This window comes from Exiguobacterium sp. Helios, from assembly GCF_014524545.1.
In the GTDB taxonomy this organism is placed as follows: Bacteria; Bacillota; Bacilli; order Exiguobacteriales; family Exiguobacteriaceae; genus Exiguobacterium_A.
This window is the reverse complement of the sequence record NZ_CP053557.1, coordinates 1309899-1329292: the sequence shown is the minus strand read 5'-3', so window position 1 is coordinate 1329292 and position 19394 is coordinate 1309899. Positions and strand designations below refer to the sequence as shown.

Genomic DNA, 19394 nt, shown 5'->3' with positions numbered 1-19394 from the left:
TGCTAAAGCCTCCTACTAAAACTATAAAAATAAAGGTGTGATGCGAGACTTTCGTTTCGCATCACACCTTTATTTCCCTCAATCCTGCCGTTTCAATCCTGTCTCTTACGCTCCGTGGCGGCAATAACCGGAGATTACAGACTAATCCGATGGCATCAACGATTTGCTGTTTCGACATCCCGTCCGTCTGGAGATGATGCGAGAAGAGCGGATGGGAAAGCTCACGCAACCGGTCCTCGGCTTGTTTCCCGCCCCAGGACTGTCCGCGTTCAAACCGGCTTCGCAACCGTCGTCTGACGGTTTTCGGACTCGCCATCAATGCTACATGGTGAACATGGTGTCCGTTTTTTCTTAACGTCCCGATGATTTCTTCAAAATACGTACTATTTGTTAACGTCATCGGTACGATGATGACGGCAGAACCTTGATCCAGTTGTTCGAGCATTAACAAATTCAACCGGCGCCAAAGCGGCTCATCTTGAAAATCATCAGCCTGGTTCTCTTGCGGAAGCTGTTGGCGTAACAGTTGACCTGTCAACTCAGGGTCAAATAAATACGAGCCTGTGATTCGTTGCTGTAATCCTCGGGCAGCCGTCGTTTTACCGACACCGAATGTACCATTGACCCAAATAATCATTGTCCGGATATACCACCTTTATCTTTCCTCGGCAGGAGTTTCCTTTAATATACAATTTGAATGATCCACGGTGCAAGGACGCTGGCGAGAATTGCCGTCAAAATCATCGTCAGTAAACCAACCGCCCCTTCCCGCTGATCGAGACTCATTGATTTCGTCGCTCCCATGACATGGGCAATCGATGCCAGTCCGACACCGCGTCCGACAAAATGACGGATCCGGAGCCCTGTCATCAGGCACGGACCGACAATCGAACCGACAAGCCCTGTCACAAGAACAAAGGTCGCGGTTAAAGCAAGCGTGCCGCCGGATCGTTCCGAAATCGCCAAAGCAACAGGCAATGTCACCGACTTTGGTAACAAAGCAAGATTGGTCGTCCGGCCAAGATGCAATAACAGACCAAGCAGTAAGTCGGATGTCAGGGCAATGATGGTTCCAATCCCGACACCAAGTGCGATTTCCGGTAAAAACTTCCGGACATGATGCCGGACCTGATACAACGGAATCGCAAATGCTGTAATGGCCGGTCCGAGCATCCGTGATAAATACTGTCCGCCTGACATGTATACAGCGTGCGTCGTACCGCTGAGCGATAAGATGACAATCACGGCCGCCGTCACGGTCAAAATCGGCAGCGTCCAGACAAACGGAAACGCCCGGTACAACCAAAACGCGCCGCCAAACAGCAAAGTCGTCAATACCAGCCAAAATAGTCCTTCACTCATGGGCATCGACCCCCTCTTTGCGTCGGGCCAATCGATCGACGAGAAAAGCGGATCCGGTTAATGTCAACAGACTGCTGATGATCAGGATGATCAGGACCTGAAGGCCGGATTGACGCATGAAAACCGTGTAATCCATGATACCGGATAAGGCCGGTACAAAAAATAGCGGCATGACGAGCAACAGGACCCGTCCCCCGTGCTCGACGTAGCTGATTTTGAGCAGCCGGCTTTTTAATGCCAGATACAATAAAATCAAGCCGATGATATTTCCGGGTAACGGCAACTGCAGTCCTGTACTCACAACATCCCCGATCATGGCGAAACAGGAAATGAGGACAATCTGCAGTAGGATTGTCACACTCAATAATAATTTTGAACGCATAATGATTTCCCCTTGTTTAACGTATTCGGGTACTATTATCCGCCTCAGTTTGTGAACAATCAATGAAATTACCCGGATTTATATAAGTAACCGTTCTCACAGCAGTTCCCTTCTTTTTCTGTCCTAGCACAAAAAAAGAAGAGCCTCCTGTCTTAAGACAGATGCCTCTTCTTTCGTCACATAATCCGTTTAAACAGTTTTTCGAGTTCATACGTCGTCCATTCGATGATGACCGGTCGGCCGTGCGGACAAGTGAACGGCATCTCGGTTTTAGCGAGGTCGACGATCAACTGCCGCATCATCTCATGATTCAGCGGATGATTGGCTTTGATCGATTTTTTACATGCCATCATGATCGCCGCATCTTCCCGGTACGTTTCCAGGTCGACTTTTCGTTTCATCAGGGCTTCATCCATCAATTCCTGGATTGTCTCTTCCTGCCGGTGCGACGGGAACCAGGTCGGGACTTCCCGGACGATGAAGCTTTGTGGACCAAAAGCTTCGAGTTCGATCCCGACATCACGCAGTAGCGGCAAAACTTCCTCCATCCGCCGCATATCGTCACTCGCAATCTCAAAAGTATACGGCAACAACAACTGTTGCTTCTGCTCAAGCGGACGACCGAACATGACCTTATAGGTCTCATATTTAATCCGTTCCTGCGCGGCATGCTGATCAATCAGATACATCCCGTCCGCTCCCGAACAGACGATATAAGACGAATGGAGCTGTCCGATGACATCGAGATGCGGAAACTTCGGACCCGTCGCGGCCGGCTGTTCCACTTGTTCCGGGACTGGTTCATGCAGTACTTCGATTGATTGGTCCGGTTTTTGAATCCGGCTGCCTGACGGGACAGGCTCGTTCCCGGCTTCGGTCCGTTTCGGAATCGGATAATTCCACACAGACCGGGAAGACAATTCCTCGACCGGCTCCGCCACATAGGAAAATTCTAATTTTTCCTGCGTACTCGGATCTTTTTTAGGTTTCGGCGGTGTCACTTTCGGAATCAACGTCTGCCGGCTGAGCGTTAAGCGGATTGTCTCCTGAATCAATTGACAGAGTTCCGCCTCCTTTGACAGACGGACTTCCCGTTTCGCCGGGTGGACATTGACATCAATCAACAACGGATCCATCGTCACTTCGATGACAGCAATCGGAAAACGCCCAATCGGCAACAACGTGTGATAGCCGTTTAAAACGGCTTGCGTCAGGGCAAAGTTTTTGACCGAACGTCCGTTTAAGATCAAGGTGATGTAATTTTTCGATGCCCGGGTCACTTCCGGCTTCACAAGATGACACGTCAACTGATAATCAGCCGTCGTACCGGTTGCGACAAGCGTTCCCTGAATCGTCTGATGCCCGTAGACACTGGCAAGTGCCTGCCGGACGTCACCCGAACCATTGGTCTGAATCAAGACTTTTCCTTCGTGAACCGCGTACAGTTTGACTTCCGGATGGGCAAAAGCGACCCGGTTCAAAATGTCCGTGATGGCGGCCAGTTCCGTATGTGTCGTCTTCAAATACTTCAGTCGGGCCGGTGTATTAAAGAACAGTTGCTCGACCGTCAGCTCCGTCCCCCGGTTCATGGCAATCGCCGACCGATTCGTCAGCCGTCCGCAGTCAAGTGTCAGCTGAATCCCTTCCTGCTCTTCCCGTTTCGTCTTTAAGGTGACTTTACTGACAGATGCAATCGACGCCAAGGCTTCGCCGCGGAATCCAAGCGTCTTGATGCGGAATAAATCGTGTTCATCCTTTATTTTGCTTGTCGCGTGCCGGACAAACGCCAGTTCCGCGTCTTCCGGATAAAAACCGTGTCCGTTGTCGCGGATCGTCATCCGCTTCATTCCCGCTTCTTCCAGTTCGACATCGATTTGTGTCGCACCCGCATCGAGCGCATTTTCAACCAGTTCCTTGACGACGGAGGCAGGGCGTTCGACGACCTCACCTGCCGCAATCCGGTTCGCAAGCGAATCGGATAGTTCCCGAATGATTCCCATGCCTGACGTCCTCCTTATTTTCTCGCTTCCGCCTGCAGACGGTACAGCGTGTTTAATGCTTCAAGTGGTGTCATATTGATTAAATCCAGTGTCTGTACCGTCTCCCGGACCGGATCCGTCTCAGCAAAGAGACTCAGTTGATCAACGGGTTCCGCCTGAACTGTCGTTTGTTTGGGTGGTACGACCATCCTTTCATCGGCTTGTTCAAATTCAGATAACAGTACTTCCGCCCGGGCAATCAAGGCATCCGGTAAATCGGCTAAGCGCGCGACATGGATACCGTACGATTGATCGGCTTTCCCGTCCCGGACTTCGTGTAAGAATACGACCCGTCCATCCTGTTCGACAGCCCGGACATGGACATTCGCGAGACGCGGCATCGAGTCCTCAAGGACCGTCAGTTCATGATAATGGGTCGAGAACAAGGTTTTTGCGCCGACGTGCTCTGCAATATGTTCGACGATGGCCTGTGCGAGCGCCATTCCATCGTACGTCGACGTTCCTCGGCCAATCTCGTCCAGGAGAATCAACGATTTATCGGTTGCCCGTGTCAACGCTTCTTGCGTTTCGACCATCTCGACCATGAAGGTCGATTGACCGCTGACTAAATCGTCCGCTGCCCCGATTCGCGTGAAGATTTGATCGAAAATCGGTAACTCGGCCCGGCTTGCCGGGACGAATGATCCGATTTGATGCAGTAAGGCAATCAAGGCAAACTGGCGCATATACGTCGATTTACCGGACATGTTCGGTCCTGTGATTAACAGCATTTCCCGGTCTTCATTCAGATTGATGCCGTTCGCAACATACTCCCCGCGTGGCAATACCGTCTCGATGACGGGATGTCGCCCGTTTTCGATCGTTACGTTCCGGCCGGTCAACGTGATTGGTCGGACGTAATCATACCGTTCGGCGGTTTCCGCCAAAGCGACGAGAACATCGAGTTCGGCAATCCGCCGGCTGACCCGTTGCAGACTTTCGATGTGTGTCTTCACCTGATCACGGACCTGACAGAACAGTTCGTATTCCAACGTGATACTTTTTTCCTCAGCTCCGAGAATCAGTGCTTCCTTCTCTTTCAGTTCCGGCGTCACATACCGTTCCGCATTCGCAAGTGTCTGTTTCCGTTCATAACGCCCTTCCGGCAACAGTTTGGCATTGGCCCGTGATACTTCGATGTAATAACCGAAGACGCGGTTGTATCCGATTTTCAACGTCTTAATCCCCGTCGCTTGCCGTTCGCTTGCTTCAAGCGTCGCCAGCCACGTCTTCCCGTCTTTTGACGCCACCAGTAATTCGTCTAGCGCCGGATCAAATCCTGTCCGGATCATTCCGCCATCTTTCGTCGAAATCGGTGGAGCCTCGACAAAAGCACGGTCGAGCAGATCGGTTAATTCATCGTGCGGATCAAGTCCAAGTGCAAGCTGTCCGAGCCGGTCACTGAGTAATTCTTCAAGTGCCGCTTGAATCCGCGGAATCAGACGCAGCGTTGACTTCAACTGGACAAGATCGCGGGCGGAAGCGGTCCCGTACCCGACTTTTGCGACCAATCGTTCCAAGTCATAAACTTCCCGCAATGTATCCTTCAACTGTTGTCGCTCGAAATAATGTGCCAGCAGTTCTTCGACGGCGTCCAGCCGCTCGGCAATCGTGTGTTGTGACAGCAACGGTTTTTCGAGCCAACGCTTCAGCATCCGGCCGCCCATTGCCGTACCCGTGACGTCAAGCAGTCCCAGTAACGATCCCTTTTTATCGCCGGTCCGGGCAGACCGGACCAGCTCCAGATTTTTGACCGTATTCGGTTCGAGCTGCATGAAGTCGGCCGCTTCGTAAACGATGGCCGGTTGCAAGTGGGCAAGCGACCGTTTTTGCGTATCATGCATGTAGGCATAGAGCACAGCAAAGGCGTCTGCTTGTGCCGTATCAATCGCCCGGTCACCGTGAGGATGGTTTTCCCGGCGTGCACTCTGCGTCAATGGAATCTGTAAATGGCTGAGTGCTGCCTCATGTTCACTTGTCGTCACGATGATTTCTCGCGGCAGGATGATGCTCAGCTCCTTCGCGACCGCATCAAGCGTCGCAACGCTCGTCAAGGCACTTTCGCCGGTCGAGACGTCTCCGCGGGCAATACCGAACCGTCCATCCTGCTCGACGACGGCGACCAGGTAGCGGTTTTCTTTTTCCGTCAACGATGACATCAAGGTTCCCGGTGTGATGACTTGGACGACTTCGCGTTTGACGAGCCCTTTCGTCAACTTCGGATCTTCGACCTGGTCACACAGCGCCACCTTGTATCCCCGTTCAATCAATTGTTCGATGTAACCGTTCGCTGCGTGATGCGGGACACCGCACATCGGAATCGGATGTTCGGCATTTTTGCCGTTTTTCGCTGTCAGCGTCAATTCGAGTTCATGTGCGACTTGTTTCGCATCTTCGAAAAATAATTCGTAAAAATCACCTAACCGATAAAACAAGAAGGCATCCGGATAGTCGGCCTTAATCGAAAAATATTGTTTCATCATCGGCGTGTTATGGACTGCTTCCATGCTGTTCACCTCATTCGCGTAAAAAGCCGACGGGAATCCGTCGGCTTTTCCAATTCAATTCATTGATTAATAGCCGCAACCGCCGCTTTTATTTTCTGCATCCATGCCGCTGCCTGTTTTCCCCGCCAAGACATCGCCGTCAGTCGCTTCGATGATTTGATCCGTGATGCCGTTTGAAATCGTCACCGTCACGTATTGAAGAAGTCCGTTTACTTCTTCCTGTGATTCCTGGAATTGTTGCACGACGGGCATTTCGTCGAGTTCAGCGAATAATTTATCCAGTTTTGCTTCGACACGTGCCAAGGCTTCCGTTTTACCGTAATGCTGGCAGTTAACAGCTTCTTTTTGCAGGAACTTGATTTGTTTCATCATCTTTTGAACTTTTTCGTTCCCGTTGATGTTTGCTTCAGCAGCTTTGAATCGTTCTACTTCTGATGTCTCAGAAATCATTTTCGCGATCTCATTGGCCTTTTCGATGATTTGTTCATCTGTGTACATAAACATTCGTCCCCTCTATCGGAAGCGGTGATCCCGCTACGCTTATCATATCTACAAACGATGACTCGTTCTTAACGCATTTATTATACCGTTCTCTTAGAGGGGTGACAAGAATAGTTCCTTATTCAATCGAGCGCCACAGCAGATAGGCGGCGTGACTACGGTATGGGGCAAATTCTTCCGCCAGTGAAACTGCCTCTTCAACACTCGGCCGGGTCCCGTGCAAGTGCTCAAACGCCCGTAAAATGCCGATGTCCGACGCTGGAAACAGGTCCTCCCGTCCGTATCCGAACATCAAAACGTTTTGTACCGTCCAGGGACCGACTCCTTTTAAGGCAATCAATGTCTCCGCGATCGTTGCGTCGGATGCTTCCGTCAACCGGTCAAAATCAATCCCGGCCCGCGCTGCTCCCAGGAGGTACTCGACTTTTCGTCCGGACAGTTGCAGTACCCGAAGCTGTTCCGGTTCAAGCTTCCGTAACCGGTCTGCCGTCGGGGGGAAAATCACCCCGTCCTGTTCCGTTCCGAATGTCCGGCAAAACCGTTCCATCAGGACTTGCGCAAAGGCCAGATTGATTTGTTGATGGATGATTGACCGGATGAGTGCAGTGAACGGACTAATATCCAGCACAAGCCGCTCCGCTCCGAACGTGGCCACGACTTCTGAAAGCGAGGTGTTTGATAAGTGCTGGCTTGGATTCGTCGTATCCAGACGAAACCGGCGGCGCAATTGCTGCACCATCGGTTTCTGTGGACCGTTTCCGGACAAGAGCAGTGTCCGCGGACCGGATGCTTCCATCTGACCGATGAAGTTTCCTTCCGGCAACAAGAGCGGAACAAACAACCGACCGTCCTGTTCGACCTGTAACCGGTCACCCCGAAGGCGTTTCCGGATACCGGCAAAGTCATAGTCGTCTTCTAACAGTAACTGTTCCTGCCACATACAATCGCTCCCTCAACCAATGAATAGTTTGATCCCACCAAGAATCAGACCAATGAAAAATCCGCAAATCGCGCCGTTGACGCGAATCCATTGCAAATCGTTCCCCACCTTGTCTTCAATCATATGAATCAACGTTTCCGTATCAAAACGGTTTAAGTTTTCCCGGACCAGGCCGCCGATTTTTTTGTGGTTTTGATCCACGAACCGTACGAGCTGATCTTTCATCCAGCGGTCACTTTCTTCTTTGAACGTCGGATGCTGATCCCACTCGTTCAGCGCTTGGTTCATCAACGGTAAAGCACGATTTTCCCAGAAAGAATCAGATGCCAAGTACGTTTTCAGCTCCTCGATTCCTGCCGTGTAGGCCCGGTTCAAGACCGGTTGCAAATCAAAACGATCAACTTCTGCTGCTTTCCATTGATCAATTTTTGCAAGCCGCTCTTCATCTTGCGTCAATTGCGCCAAATTCCGGCGTACATGATCAAGAATCGCCAGACGGTTCGGGTGATGCACCTGCTTCATATCTTCAATCACACTCAGCAGGACGGATTGAATGACAAGGCTCAACCGTTCTTCCGAGTAGACTTTTTGTACCGTCTTCGCCGTAACGCGTAAAAAGGTGTTTTTTTCCTGATCAATCATGGCGTGATACGCCAAACGGCCAATTTGATCACGGATCACGGGATCTTCGAGCAACCGTTGCCCGTACCCGAGCAATTGGTCGATGGCGAGTTCATCAAGACGCCGTTCCTCGTTTAATCCCATCAGCCGTTCTGCCAATCGTTTGGATGGATACGCTTTGACCGTGTCGGAAATCCGTTCATCGACGACCTTCAGGATCGCTTCTTTCGGCAGTTTGTGTAGAATACCGGCCAACAGTTCCGTGACCGTCGAACGAAACGCCGGTAACAGGACAATTGAGCGCAACAATTTGATGAAACGGTCGGCGAGCGTCATATGCCGTAACTTTTCAACGATACTCTCTTTATTGAGCAAGTCTTTTTCGAGCATCTGGACGATCGACTCGATGACCCGCTCCCGGTTTTTCGGCAATAGGTTCGTATGGGGAATTTTCAATCCGAGCGGGTGCCGGAATAATGCCGTGATGGCAAACCAGTCTGCAATTCCGCCGACAAGCCCTGCTTCAAAACCGCTCTGCAACCAAAATACCCAATCGTTTTCTTTAAACGGCAATGAGGCGATAAAGCCGACTGCCATGAAAATCAAGGACACGGTCGCTAGACGCCGGGTCGATGATTTTGGTTTTAATTGTTGTTGCAAGATGGTTCCTCCTTCTCGCTGCATGTTTTGTCATACTTCGTATACGTTCAAAAACGCATCCAAGTTTCGACATGAAAGAGTCCCAGCCTCAACCGGACTGGGACTCATTATGTAGTTAAAACGTAAATTCACCGAAATTTTCGCCGTCCCATGTTGCTGTCGCTGTCGACACAAAGTAGACGAGTCCGTTTCCAAATGTATTTTCCATCAATGAAACGATTTGATGACCGGCTGTCTGTTCGACGAACGCCAATCGGACTTCTTCTTTTCCTTGATAAATTCGTTCATATACGCTTAATCCCCGGGCATTGATGAAGGTGCGGGCGTTTGTAAAAATCAACGGACCGACTTCCGGGCGACGTTCTTGAATGAAATCTTGACACTTGTCTTCAAACTGATTCAATCTCGTTCACTCCTTCTCTCTCTTTTTTCGCTCATGAATAACTACTTCCCGTCTCGCCTCAATCATAATCCTGTTCTCAAAAAAAAGCGACCATCCGGCCGCTTCTTTCATTATTTCCCAAACTCTTTTCTAAATCTTCACACCGAACTCCCGGGCCACATGAATGGCGGAAGTCGTCGCTCCGATTGTTCCGGCACCCGGAAATACAGTATCGCCGATGATATAAAGTCCCGGGACACCCGTCCGAAACGAGGCAGCGCGAAACAAACTTGTCGACGGCAATTGCGGATATCCGCCGACACCGCCATCCGGACGTGATGTATAGCGGACCCAGGCACCCGGTCCACCGGGATGGCGTTCAATGACTTGATCTTGAAAACCGGGGAATTCTTGTTCTAAAATCGTTTCGAACTTTTCCTGCATGGCTTCGACTTGCCGGTCATATTGCGCGCGGGCGTCGCGTGCGAACTGACCGATCGGAATATGGCAGGACATCGTCAACGTCCGACACCCGATTGGTGCCCGCTCGATGTCTCCCGTCCGAGATAAGGAGATGAACGCATGACCCGACGGTAGAAGCGGATCGTGAATTTGCCGAAAGGCGTGATCCTCTTGAATGATTGTCTCAGGAATCGCTGCGTAATACGTAAATGTTGCCCACTGCGTTAAGTCAGCTTGTCGCTTGTACGTCCGGCCCAATGCAAGTCGCAATGACGGTTCGACCAGTTTCTGCATCGCTTCGATCGGCACGGCACCGATGACGGCATCGGCCAGTAAAAGTCGTCCCCGCCGATCTTCGATTAAAAAGCCATCCGCCGTTTGACGGACAGAGGTGATTTTACGACCGAGCAATACTGTTGCTCCGTCCGCTTCAGCAGCAGCTTTCAGACGTTCTGCGACTTGATACAGTCCACCCGGAACGTAATACGCGCCGTCATGATAAATCGACAATGCAACGGCTCCAAGCAACGCCGAAGCTTCTTTTCCCGTCTGCATGCTATCGAGTAAAATCCCGTCGATCAGTTGTGCAAAAACCGTCCCGTCCAACTGATGTTTCCGGAGAATGTCACCAACCGTCCGCGCCAGATAGGGGAGTAGCGGCAGACTTGCTTTTGTTTCCCGGACAATCATCCGCGCATCACGCAACGTTTTGAGCGGTAACGCCGGTAAGGCCTGCATTAACGGTCGGACGTGTCGCTGGATCCGGTCCAGTTCATCAAAAAAGTGTTGAATCGCATCTGCCTGCTCAGGAAACTGGTCCTTTAAATGCGCAATGAAACGGTCCCGTTCCCGATAATAGAAGATATCATGCCCGTCCAACTTGATTGTCATGACGGTTTCGAGCAATTCGACAGGCTGGTCGATTTGCAGGTGCTGCAGCACCCGGTCATGAATACCGCCGGACTCAAAACCCATTCCGAGTGTCGCACCGACCGGATAGGTAAAGTCTTTGCGGGTAAACTTACCCGCTGACCCGCCCCATTCACGGCTTCCTTCGCACAAAGTCACATCATGCCCGTTTCGAGCGAGTAACGCCGCAGCGGTGACTCCCGCTATTCCGCCTCCGATGATGACAATCCGTTTCATGACGGTTCCTCCTCTGTCTCTGTGACCAGATTTTCTTTAAACAAAAAATTGCGGACTTCTTTGAAAACCGGTTCCCGGCGATGGATCGTAAAATGATCATACTTATAGGATTTCGTTTGAATGTTATCCGTATACGCATCAAGCGCAAACGAGCTTTTGAGCGGAATCAAATTGAAGTCTCCACCTTTCGCTCCAAAAGAATAGACCAGCACATCCCGGGGCCATGTCTCCAAACGATCCTTCAGATTTTTCATCGCCGCCGAGTTTTCAGCCAAATCCTGAATCGCCGGACTGTTTGTATTCGTACCGAACGGAGCAAGCGTCAGCCCGAGCGTCGCATAATCCGAGCCGCTGATTGGTGCATCGAGCGTCACGACTTTTCGGACATGGTACGGGATATCTTCTTTCAGTATATAGGCGACGACATCGACTCCGCCCATACTGTGACCGACGAGTTGGATGTCCGTAAACGTCGCCTGTTGCTTTTGGTCATATTGTTCAATTGCTGTACTGAGCCATTTTTGTTGATTAGCAAGACTTGCTTCATCGTCTTCAAAGACAATCCGGACAAGCGGATAACCGGTCGTAGACGGTTTGACGTCACAAACTACTTTCCCATTTCGTGACACATCACATCGTCCGCCGTCATCTGCCAGCTTCTTTTTCGTGAAGTTCTCCATCATCGGCAGGAAGGTCCGCTCTGTCCCGAACAGACCGTGAACCATGAATGTCGGCGTGATTTCGCCGACCTGTTGCGCGACAATCTGTTTTGTCGGCGGTGGTGCACTCGACGTCTCGTCGGCAAAGAACCACCAGGCACTGCCACCGACAAGCAGACAGACGAGTACCGAGATACCTATGGTCTGCAGTTGTTTGCGGCGTAATTTCCGGACGTGATGAACAATCCAAAAGATAAGCAGACAAACCCCGATCAACAAAACGATTCCCGTGACGATCCAGCCGGTCGGATTCGGAACATAGGCGATCAGCTGTAACTCGTTAGCCTTTGTCCCGTACAGTTTCCACGAGACATTATTATGATTCGACCAGTCGATTTTTTCCCCATTTTGCAGACCAATCACTTTCGGTCCATGAAGATTGATTTCAATATCTGCCTGCCGGAGATAACGATCGGCTAATTTTTTAACCTGTCCGGTCGGCTGATAGCCTTTGATGTTCAACCGGTCGATACTTAAATCAATGTTCGTATCCAGTCGATACGTATTAAACCAAAATCCTTTTTCCTGTTTGACTTCATACGTCGTATCCGGCGGGATGAGGATACCGCCGATCCCTGTTTTCCATTCATCTTTAATCGTTGCCAAATCTTCGAATTTGGCAAATTTCTTTTCCATCCGGATGCCTTCGTAATCATCCTGCGTCTTGAACGTCTTTGCCGCGTACCCGTTCTTCTGAGCCTGTTTGACATACGTATTCCAGTCCGGGTTCAGATTAAGTAATCGCGCTACAGGATGCTCTTTTGCCGCGTATGTCGTTTTCAAGGTGACACTTTTGTCGGTATGGACCGTCGCATCGTATTGGATCCGGATACATCCGCCAAGTACCATTGCCATCAACGCGAACGACAGGACAATAAGTTTTTTTCGTTTGCTGATCAAATCGTCACACGCCCTTTCTCTCTGCTATCAGCTCGTTTTTCTTTTCCCTAACTCGGAAGTCCTCATGCTTCAAAATGAGAATGTCCAAAAAAATGTAACAGACTTTAAGCCGTCACGCTCTAGTTGTTTATACATGAAGAAGTCACTTCAGTCTTTGTCCTTCTACTTTTCCAGAAAAATATCCGACGCTTGTATCTGTTGTGAACAAATACATTCATTCAACTTCTAATCATTTAAATTCTGTTGTTTTTATGATTATATCAGCTGATTTGACCGTTATCAGCAAGTGATTGCTGCTTTATTAACATATGAATTTTGTAAAATACTTCGAGATTTTTATTTCCGTATAGTTTATAGAAATAAAAAATCGGAAAGTTCAGCAAACAAAAATTGTCATTGCATCTCCAATTTTTGTTTGCTATCATTCAACTTGAAGATGACAATGATAATCATTATCAGTTAATTCGTGAAAGAAAAACACATACATATTCACGTTTGATGCATTGTCTAAAACCAAAAGGAGATGAATTAAAATGGGGACACTCAAAACATCGATGGTGATGAGCTCACTCGCCGTCTTACTTGCCGCTTGCGGCACAGCGAACGAAACGACTACAGACAGTAAACAATCTGCTACAAAAACGGTCGAAATCACGGATGCACACGGTACGGTCAAGGTACCCGTACAACCAAAGAAAGTCGTTGCACTCGATAACCGGACATTCGAGACACTCGCTGCCTGGGACGTCGAGCTCGCTGCCGCTCCGGTCGGACTGTTGCCGGCTGAATCGCCGTACGCCAAAGACAAGGAAATCGTCGACGTCGGCATGCACTTCGAACCAAACCTCGAAGCCATCGCCGGTGTCAATCCGGATGTCGTCATCGTCGGTCAACGTTTTGCGGATTACTACGACGAGATCAAAAAGTTAGTCCCGGAAGCTGCCGTCATCGATTTGGACATCGAATTGCCTGAAACATCCGGAACACCGGGTGAACTGTTAGTCAAAGGTCTTGAAGATACGACACACACTCTCGGTCAAATCTTTGCCAAGAAAAAAGAAGCCGACCAACTCGTCTCGACCTTCGAACAGTCGATTCAGGATGTGAAAAAATCCTATAACGGAAAAGACAGCGTCATGTCGGTCATCGTCTCGGGTGGAGACATCGGTTTCTCCGCTCCGATGAGCGGTCGTGTCTTTGGACCGATGTATGACATCTTCGGCTGGAAACCGGCACTTGAAGTCAAGCAGAAATCAGGTAACGATCAAGGAGACGAAGTGTCGGTCGAAGCCATCGCGCAAAGCAATCCGGACCGTTTGCTTGTCTTAGACCGTGACGCTCCGCTCGGAAACGCCAAAGATGCTGTTCCGGCGGAAGATGTCATCGATCGTGCTCCGGCGCTTCAAAAGACGACAGCCGTCAAAGAAGACCGGATTGTGTATACACCAAAGGACATGTACTTAAACGAATCAATTCAGACCTATTCAGAATTTTTTCAAAGTGTGTCGAAAGCATTTGTGAAGTAAATGGACCAGATCAAGCCGCAACAAGTGAATGGAAGTGTTGAGCCGATTGCTCGACCTTCCTTTTCTGTCGTTTGGACGCCACCGTTTATCATCGCCCTGCTGATCATCGGTCTCCTTGCCGTTACTTCCCTGTTTACCGGAGTCTATGATCTCGGGAACACGGCAAATGACTTTTCTATGTTTTGGATTACACGTGTCCCGAGGACGATTGCCCTGATGCTGACAGGTGCAGCCATGGCGATGGCGGGACTCGTCATGCAACTGATTACACAGAACCGGCTCGTCGAACCGACGACGACCGGCACGATTGAATGGGCGGGACTTGGACTATTGACCGTCTATCTGCTTGTTCCGGCACCGACATTGATGATGCGGATGACCGGTGCGATCGTGTTCGCTTTCGCCGGCACGATGGTGTTCTTTTGGTTCCTGCGTTCAGTCCAGCTCCGTTCTTCATTGATCGTACCGATCATCGGACTCATGCTCGGCGCTGTCATCTCAGCCATTTCCACCTTCTTAGGTTTATATTTCCGGGCGAGCCAGGCGCTGGAGGGATGGTTTGTCGGATCGTTTTCATCCGTCCAGATCGGGCGCTATGAATACTTATGGATTATTGTCGGGGTCACGATGTGTATTTTCTTTCTCGCCAATCGTTTGACAGTAGTCGGTCTCGGCGAGGATATCGCGACGAGTCTCGGCATTCATTACAACCGTCTGATGATCATTGCAACGGGTCTGATCGCCTTGTCCGTCGGCATCGTCGCGACGGTTATCGGAAACTTACCGTTTCTCGGTCTGATCGTGCCGAATCTCGTCTCGATGATGCGCGGGGATGACTTGCGCAGTAACTTGCCGTGGGTCTGTATCATCGGGATGGGGACGGTTCTCGTCAGTGATTTAATTTCGCGGACGTTGATTCAACCCTTTGAATTGCCGGTCTCACTGATTCTCGGAACGGTTGGTGCAGCCGTCTTCATTCTCATCCTGTTGCGGCAACGAAAAAGAGGAGGTATTCGATGAGTACAGTCATGCACAGAAAACCGAAACCTTCCCCAGCTGAACGAACGACCGCTCATAAGAGCAGCCGGAATGCTTCGGCCTTCCCTTCTAAGCGACTTGCGCGCCGCTACTGGATTTTATTGTCCCTGTTTTTGTCAGGTGGACTGCTCTGTTCGCTTGGTCTCCTGCTCTACAACAATCCGGTTCCCGTTCAATCACCGTCCTTTTGGCCGGTCGTCGAACGCCGGATCACAGCCATCGTGACAATGGCGATTGCCGCACTCTGCCAAAGCCTTGCCACCGTCGCCTTTCATTCGGTCACGAATAACCGGATTATCACACCGTCCCTGCTTGGATTCGATGCGCTGTACTCGACGATTCAAACGTCGATGATCTTTTTCTTTGGTGCAGGGGCTCTGATCGGTTTTTCAGGGACGGGAGCATTTTTGACCCAAGTCGGTCTCATGCTCGTGATGAGTCTGCTCCTCTATGGATGGCTATTATCCGGAAAATATGCCGATTTACAGCTCATGTTGCTGATCGGCATCATCCTCGGCACCGGACTGAATTCTCTCGCAAGCTTCATGAGACGAATGCTCGATCCGTCTGAATTCGATATTCTGCAGGCGCGACTGTTCGGTTCAGTCACAAATGCCGATGCTGCCTATTTTCCAATCGTTATTCCGGTCGTTCTGATCGTCAGTATCTTGTTGTTTCTGTCGGCGAACCGTCTGAATGTCATCGCCCTTGGAAAAGACGTCGCGACCTCGTTCGGCGTCAATCACCGCCGAAGTGTCATCTATGTCCTCATCCTCATTTCCTTACTCATGTCGATGTCGACGGCACTGATTGGACCACTGACGTTTTTCGGTTTTCTCGTTGCCACACTCAGTTATCAGGTCGCTTCTACATACGACCATAAATACGTCTTACCGATGGCATTTTCGATCGGCTTTCTCGTTCTGACGAGTGCCTATTTCTTCATGTATCATATTTTCAATGCACCGAGCGTCGTCTCCGTCATCATTGAACTCTTTGGCGGTCTGATTTTCTTAACGGTGTTATTACGAAAGAGGTCCCTATGATTAAATTAACGCAAGTCAAAAAAACGTATTCGGATCATGTCCAAATCGGTCCGCTTGAACTTGAAATCCCGCAAGCCGGGCTGACCGCACTGATCGGACCGAACGGCGCCGGTAAATCGACGACACTGATGATGATCGGTCGTCTGTTGCATCTCGACGAAGGACAGATCCAGGTCGCAGGACTCGATGTCTCAAGTACGAAGTCCAAGGATCTGGCAAAAATCCTGACGATTCTTCGTCAGGAAAATCATTTTGTAACCCGGTTGACGGTTCGCCAACTGGTCGGGTTCGGCCGTTTCCCCTACTCCCAGGGGCGCATGACGCCAGACGACGAAGCCATCACATCAAAATACATCGACTTTCTTGACCTGACACCACTCGAGAACCGTTATCTCGACGAACTGTCAGGCGGACAACGTCAACGGGCTTATGTCGCAATGGTCTTATGTCAGGAGACGGATTACGTGTTGCTGGATGAACCGCTCAACAATCTCGATATCGCCCGGTCCGTCCAAATGATGGGGTATCTTCGTCATGTCGCGGATGAGCTCGGACGAACAATCATTACCGTCTTACACGACATCAATTTTGCAGCGAAATATGCCGACCATATTTGTGCCATGAAACATGGACAGATTGCTGCGTTCGGTACGGTACAGGAAATCATGGTCGCGGACACGCTATCCGATATTTTTGAGACCGATCTCGAAATCATGGATGGACCATACGGACCGATTGCCGTTTACTGAGATAATCCAGCAGGAAACATATCAAAAAGAAGGACGGCGCATCGAGTGATGGCCGTCCTTCTTTTTAGTTTCAGACTTTCTTATTTAATCAATTCTAACTCTTGTCCGACTTGCTTAAATGCTTCGAGTGCCTGCTCTAAATCTTCGCGTGTGTGTTCCGCTGTGACAATCGTCCGGACACGCGCTTTGCCTTTCGCGACCGTCGGGAAAGCAATCCCTTGTGCAAAGACACCGTGTTGACGCAGACGGTCTGACAGCTGATGACATAATGCTTCATCACCGACGATGACCGGTGTGATCGGCGTCGTTGACGTGCCGATATTAAAGCCGAGTTCACGCAAACCATGTTTGAAGAATTCCGTGTTTTCCCAGAGACGGTCAAACAGCTCCGTTTCTTCTTCCATGACGCGGAGCGCTTCCCGGTTCGCTTCGACGACTGCCGGTGGATGCGACGTCGAGAACAGGAACGGACGGCCTTTATGAATCAGATAGTCTTTGACGTGTTGTTCACACGCAACATATCCCCCGAGAACACCAATCGCTTTTGAGAGGGTCCCGACTTGTAAGGCGACACGTCCGTCGAGACCGAAGTGATTGACGGTTCCACGACCACTTTTTCCGAGAACACCGGATGCATGGGCATCATCGACCATGACGAGGGCATCGTATTTTTCAGCCAGTTCGACGATTTCCGGGAGTGGCGCAATGTTACCGTCCATTGAGAAGACGCCGTCCGTTACGACGAGACGTGTCCGCGCATCTTGTGTTTCCTGCAGCGCCGCTTCCAGGTCCGCAAGATCAACATGATTATAAATACGGCGTTTCGCTTTTGTCAGACGAATTCCGTCGATGATTGACGCATGGTTCAAGGCATCAGAAATGACGACGTCTTCCGGTCCGAGCAAGGCTGACAACACACCGAGGTTTGTTGCGAATCCGGATTGGAAGACAAGTGCCGCTTCCGTATGTTTAAAGGTCGCCAGTTCCCGTTCGAACGCCTGGTGCATTTCGAGTGTTCCGGCAATCGTCCGGACCGATCCTGTTCCGGCACCGAATTCAAGTGCTGCGTCCGCTGCCCGCTTCGCGAGACGCGGGTGCGCTGCGAGTCCGAGATAGTTGTTCGACGACAGTTGAATCAATTCTTTCCCGTCGACCGTCACCCGGTTGTGCTGGGCACTCTCAAGTGCGACGAGTTCGCGGAACGTTCCCGCTTGTTTCATCTCTTCTAATTCTGTCCGTAAATGCTCAAAACCCATTAATTTGTCCCCCTTGGTTGTAGTACGACCTTTCCACATTTCCCTTGTCGCATCAATTCGAATCCTTCTTCAAACCGTTCGAGTGGTAACGTATGCGTAATCAACGGTTTCACATCGACTTTTCCGCTCGACAGGAAAGCGGACACCTGACTCCATGTCTCATACATCTTCCGCCCGGTAATCCCCTGAACGCGGACTCCTTTGAAGACGACATGGTTCGTCAAATCGATTTCAACCGGTTTGACCGGCAGACTCAAGATGTTAACGTCTCCTCCTGCTGTCACCATCTCGAATGCTTGACCGATCGCGACCGGATGACCGCTCATTTCGCAGACGACATCAATGCCGTCTCCGTCCGTCATCAAACGGACCCGTTCTAGGACATCTTCATGACGCGAATCGATGACGACATCTGCACCCATCGTCTTTGCAAGTTCCAAGCGGTACGGATTGACATCGATTGCGATGACTTCCGCAGCGCCTGCCGCTTTCGCGACGGATACGGCCATCAGACCGATCGGACCACAGCCGACGACTGCCACCGTTTTCGCACTGACATCACTTGCAAGAACCGTATGGACGGCATTGCCCATCGGCTCTTGAATCGATGCGATGCTGGCCGGCATGTCGTCCGGATTGACCCAGAGATTTTCTTCCGGCATGACGACGTACTCCGCGAAACAGCCTTGCGTGTCGACCCCGATGATTTTTGTGTTTTTACAAATATGATATTGACCACGTAAACATTGTTTACATTGATGACAGACGATATGTGTTTCCGCCGAGACGTGGTCCCCGAGCTTCAGACGTTTTGTCCCTTCCCCGAGTTCCACGACTTCGCCTGAAAACTCATGTCCGAAGACGTACGGTGGATTGACACGGGACGCTGCCCAGGCATCCCATTCGTAAATATGGACATCCGTCCCGCAAATTGAAGTCGCCTCGACGCGGATCAAGACTTCACCGCGTTTTGGTGACGGTACCGCCACTTCTTTTAAAACGGCGCCAAATCCCCGTTCTTCTTTGACGAGTGCCCGCATCGTTTTTACTTTCGTCGTGTCTTCTACAGCTGTCACTAGTTTTGTCATCATTCCCCGACTCCTTCGTGGTCCTTGCCTCTTTCTCTAATCGGTCAAGACCAAGTATTGAGCATCCCCA

17 protein-coding genes are annotated in these 19394 nt (G+C 50.4%); 4 read left to right on the top strand and 13 right to left on the bottom strand.

Annotated features, from left to right (window positions below; all coding sequences use genetic code 11):
• Positions 1-61: 61 nt before the first annotated feature.
• The 11 genes from HNY42_RS06800 to HNY42_RS06750 form a co-directional block, all read right to left on the bottom strand.
• Entirely contained in the window at positions 62-637 is a 576-nt protein-coding gene (locus HNY42_RS06800; RefSeq protein WP_131503010.1) for an AAA family ATPase, read from the bottom strand.
• 44 nt (positions 638-681) lie between these two features.
• The gene (locus HNY42_RS06795) at positions 682-1362 is read right to left on the bottom strand and encodes an LrgB family protein (RefSeq protein WP_255508429.1); all 681 of its coding nucleotides are present in this window, start codon (positions 1360-1362) and stop codon (positions 682-684) included.
• Complete coding sequence (locus HNY42_RS06790; protein WP_131503012.1) at positions 1355-1744, bottom strand: CidA/LrgA family protein; 390 nt, start codon at positions 1742-1744, stop codon at positions 1355-1357. The genes HNY42_RS06795 and HNY42_RS06790 overlap by 8 nt, the downstream gene beginning before the upstream one ends.
• Positions 1745-1920: 176 nt before the next feature.
• A complete protein-coding gene (gene mutL / locus HNY42_RS06785; protein ID WP_188005301.1) occupies positions 1921-3744 on the bottom strand; it encodes a DNA mismatch repair endonuclease MutL in 1824 nt (607 codons plus the stop codon).
• A gap of 14 nt (positions 3745-3758) precedes the next feature.
• A complete protein-coding gene (gene mutS / locus HNY42_RS06780; RefSeq protein ID WP_131503014.1) occupies positions 3759-6290 on the bottom strand; it encodes a DNA mismatch repair protein MutS in 2532 nt (843 codons plus the stop codon).
• 66 nt (positions 6291-6356) lie between these two features.
• Positions 6357-6794, bottom strand: a complete 438-nt coding sequence (locus HNY42_RS06775) for a YlbF/YmcA family competence regulator (RefSeq protein WP_188005300.1) — start codon at positions 6792-6794, stop codon at positions 6357-6359.
• Between the two features lie 115 nt (positions 6795-6909).
• Positions 6910-7731 (bottom strand): DNA-3-methyladenine glycosylase family protein, encoded by an 822-nt coding sequence (locus tag HNY42_RS06770; RefSeq protein WP_131503015.1) that lies wholly within the window; start codon positions 7729-7731, stop codon positions 6910-6912.
• 12 nt (positions 7732-7743) lie between these two features.
• Entirely contained in the window at positions 7744-9012 is a 1269-nt protein-coding gene (locus HNY42_RS06765) for a DUF445 domain-containing protein (RefSeq protein WP_188005299.1), read from the bottom strand.
• 115 nt (positions 9013-9127) lie between these two features.
• Positions 9128-9415 carry a hypothetical protein gene (locus tag HNY42_RS06760; protein ID WP_131503017.1) on the bottom strand — a complete coding sequence of 96 codons (288 nt, stop codon included), beginning with the start codon at positions 9413-9415 and terminating at the stop codon, positions 9128-9130.
• 129 nt (positions 9416-9544) lie between these two features.
• Complete coding sequence (locus tag HNY42_RS06755; RefSeq protein WP_188005298.1) at positions 9545-11002, bottom strand: phytoene desaturase family protein; 1458 nt, start codon at positions 11000-11002, stop codon at positions 9545-9547.
• On the bottom strand, positions 10999-12621 hold the full coding sequence (locus tag HNY42_RS06750; RefSeq protein WP_131973128.1) for a DUF3153 domain-containing protein: 1623 nt from the start codon (positions 12619-12621) through the stop codon (positions 10999-11001). Before HNY42_RS06750 ends, HNY42_RS06755 begins: the two co-directional genes overlap by 4 nt.
• A 533-nt stretch (positions 12622-13154) precedes the next feature.
• Between HNY42_RS06750 and HNY42_RS06745 the strand changes: the two genes are divergently transcribed.
• From HNY42_RS06745 to HNY42_RS06730, 4 genes are read left to right on the top strand one after another with little or no spacing between them, the layout of a single operon-like run.
• On the top strand, positions 13155-14147 hold the full coding sequence (locus HNY42_RS06745; RefSeq protein WP_131973129.1) for a siderophore ABC transporter substrate-binding protein: 993 nt from the start codon (positions 13155-13157) through the stop codon (positions 14145-14147).
• Positions 14148-15167, top strand: coding sequence for an ABC transporter permease (locus HNY42_RS06740; RefSeq protein WP_188005297.1), 1020 nt, complete (start codon positions 14148-14150; stop codon positions 15165-15167). It begins immediately after the preceding gene.
• 8 nt (positions 15168-15175) lie between these two features.
• Positions 15176-16231 carry an iron chelate uptake ABC transporter family permease subunit gene (locus HNY42_RS06735; protein ID WP_370528996.1) on the top strand — a complete coding sequence of 352 codons (1056 nt, stop codon included), beginning with the start codon at positions 15176-15178 and terminating at the stop codon, positions 16229-16231.
• Positions 16228-16980: an iron ABC transporter ATP-binding protein gene (locus tag HNY42_RS06730; RefSeq protein WP_131973132.1), complete on the top strand. Its 753-nt coding sequence runs from the start codon at positions 16228-16230 to the stop codon at positions 16978-16980. Before HNY42_RS06735 ends, HNY42_RS06730 begins: the two co-directional genes overlap by 4 nt.
• Positions 16981-17060: 80 nt before the next feature.
• Here the strand turns inward: HNY42_RS06730 and HNY42_RS06725 are convergent, their stop codons facing one another.
• Complete coding sequence (locus HNY42_RS06725) at positions 17061-18236, bottom strand: glycine C-acetyltransferase (RefSeq protein WP_114596234.1); 1176 nt, start codon at positions 18234-18236, stop codon at positions 17061-17063.
• Positions 18236-19327, bottom strand: a complete 1092-nt coding sequence (gene tdh / locus HNY42_RS06720; RefSeq protein ID WP_131503024.1) for an L-threonine 3-dehydrogenase — start codon at positions 19325-19327, stop codon at positions 18236-18238. The genes HNY42_RS06725 and tdh overlap by 1 nt, the downstream gene beginning before the upstream one ends.
• Positions 19328-19394: the final 67 nt, after the last annotated feature.